1 protein-coding gene is annotated in these 1,833 nt (G+C 60.7%); it reads left to right on the top strand.

Annotated elements, in window-relative coordinates; translation table 11 throughout:
- Positions 1 to 1,833, top strand: a 1,833-nt coding sequence (locus C8024_RS13800; RefSeq protein WP_173206188.1) for a hypothetical protein, incomplete at both ends; no start/stop codon positions are given.

Genomic DNA, 1,833 nt, shown 5'->3' with positions numbered 1-1,833 from the left:
GCAATATCAGCTTCACCAGCGCGGCCAGCAGCGGCGACATGGCGCTCAACGCCGGCGGTGGTATCACCGGTAGCGATATCGATTCCGCCGGCGCTGTGGCGATCGAATCGGGCGACGCGATCACGCTCGACACCATCACCGGTGGCGGGAATGTCGGCATTGTCGCCAATAATGCCAGCGACGTGACCGTGGGATCGGTGAACAGCGGCGCCAGCATCGACGTGTCGACGCAAGGCAGCTTTGTGGCCGACGAGGTCAATGCGGACCAGAGCGGTACCGGCCAGGTGGCCATATCCGCCGACAATGGCATCACCATGGACAATGTCTCCGGCAATGATATCGGCCTCACCGCCCTTGATGGTCTGGTCAATGTCACCAACAATGTCGATGTGACCAACCTGCTGACCGCATCGGGTACAGCTGTTTCGATCATCACCCAGCAGGACATGAGCGTTGCCGCCGAAGCAACCGACGGCGACATCGGCCTGTCCTCGGCCGCCAATATCGATGTCCAGCAGGCCGCGGCCACCGGCGATATCGTGATTGCCGCAGGCGGATCGGCGACGATTAGCGATCTGGCAGGCATGAGTGGCGGCTCCGTCGCGACGCCGGGCGTAATATCAACCGGTGGCGACATCACGATTGCCGCCGTCGAGGATATCCTGATCAACAGCCAGGTGAGCGCGGCCAATGACCTGCAACTGACCGCGGGCGGGCTGATCGACATTCAGGCAAGCGCCGTCGGCAGCAACATCCGGACGGTCAGCGCCGACATGGAGATCGGTTCAACCGGCAATCTCGGGCAGACCGACCTGACCGGCGACATCCAGATATTCAGCGACGGCACGACGCAGATGGTGCTGGGCGACGGAACCGATCTCACCGGCAGCTTCTCGCTCAAGAATGATGAATTCAGCCGCATCCATTCCGGTGGCGATCTCACCCTCACCGTCGTGCCGACCTCGATAGGCGGTTTCGATATGGTGATCCAGAACCTGAACGTGGTAGTCGGCGACAATGTCAGCGGGCCGCAATCGGCCAATATCGGCCTGGCGAACAGCCTCAATCTGGTCTCCGGACAGTCCATCACGGTTGTCGGTCTTCTCGACTTCACCAACGGCAATGCCGACTCAGCGCTCAATCTGGTTGCCGATCAGGACCTGTTTGTCGACGCCGCCGGCGGCACCATCCAGATGACCAATGCCAACGGCGAATTTGCCGGTAGCGGCAACCTTTCGGTCACCGCGCTCAATGTCTATGCGATGACCAGCCAGGCGCTGGCCGATATCGCCGGTCTCGGGGCCGCCGATATCGAACTGCGGCTGGCCGATAACGACGGCATCGATCTCGCCGATGGCCTGATCCGGGCGGACAATATCCTGATGACCGTTACTGACAATCTGCTGATCCAGAACACCGGCACCGGCACCACTGATTACGCAGAACGTCGCGGCTTCACCGCGGGGACCCTGTCCATAGCGGGACCGTCTACAGGCACTGCCAATATCGTCATCAACGGCATTGTTGGCGGGATCACCGGGGTGGATACGATCCCGGCGACCGATATCGTGATCGGTTTTGATGCCGGATCGACGATCAACGGCTGTGTGATCATTGATCCGTCGAGCTGCGTGCCTTTGCCCGGCGCCGATGGCCTGCCGGCCTTCGATCCGGTCCAGGATATTATCGAGCAGGAAGTAACTCCGAAGAAATATGTCGCCGATCCTTTCGCGTCCACACCGATTGAGATAAAGGAAAATCCCGAACCGGTTGAAGAGCCACTGATCGACGAACCGGTGACCGGTGCCGGCAACGAAGATCTGTGGGTCGGGG

This window comes from Sphingopyxis sp. BSNA05 (assembly GCF_013265645.1).
Lineage (GTDB): Bacteria > Pseudomonadota > Alphaproteobacteria > Sphingomonadales > Sphingomonadaceae > Parasphingorhabdus.
The sequence above is the reverse complement of the archived record's forward strand: the minus strand, read 5'-3'. Positions and strand labels throughout refer to the sequence as shown.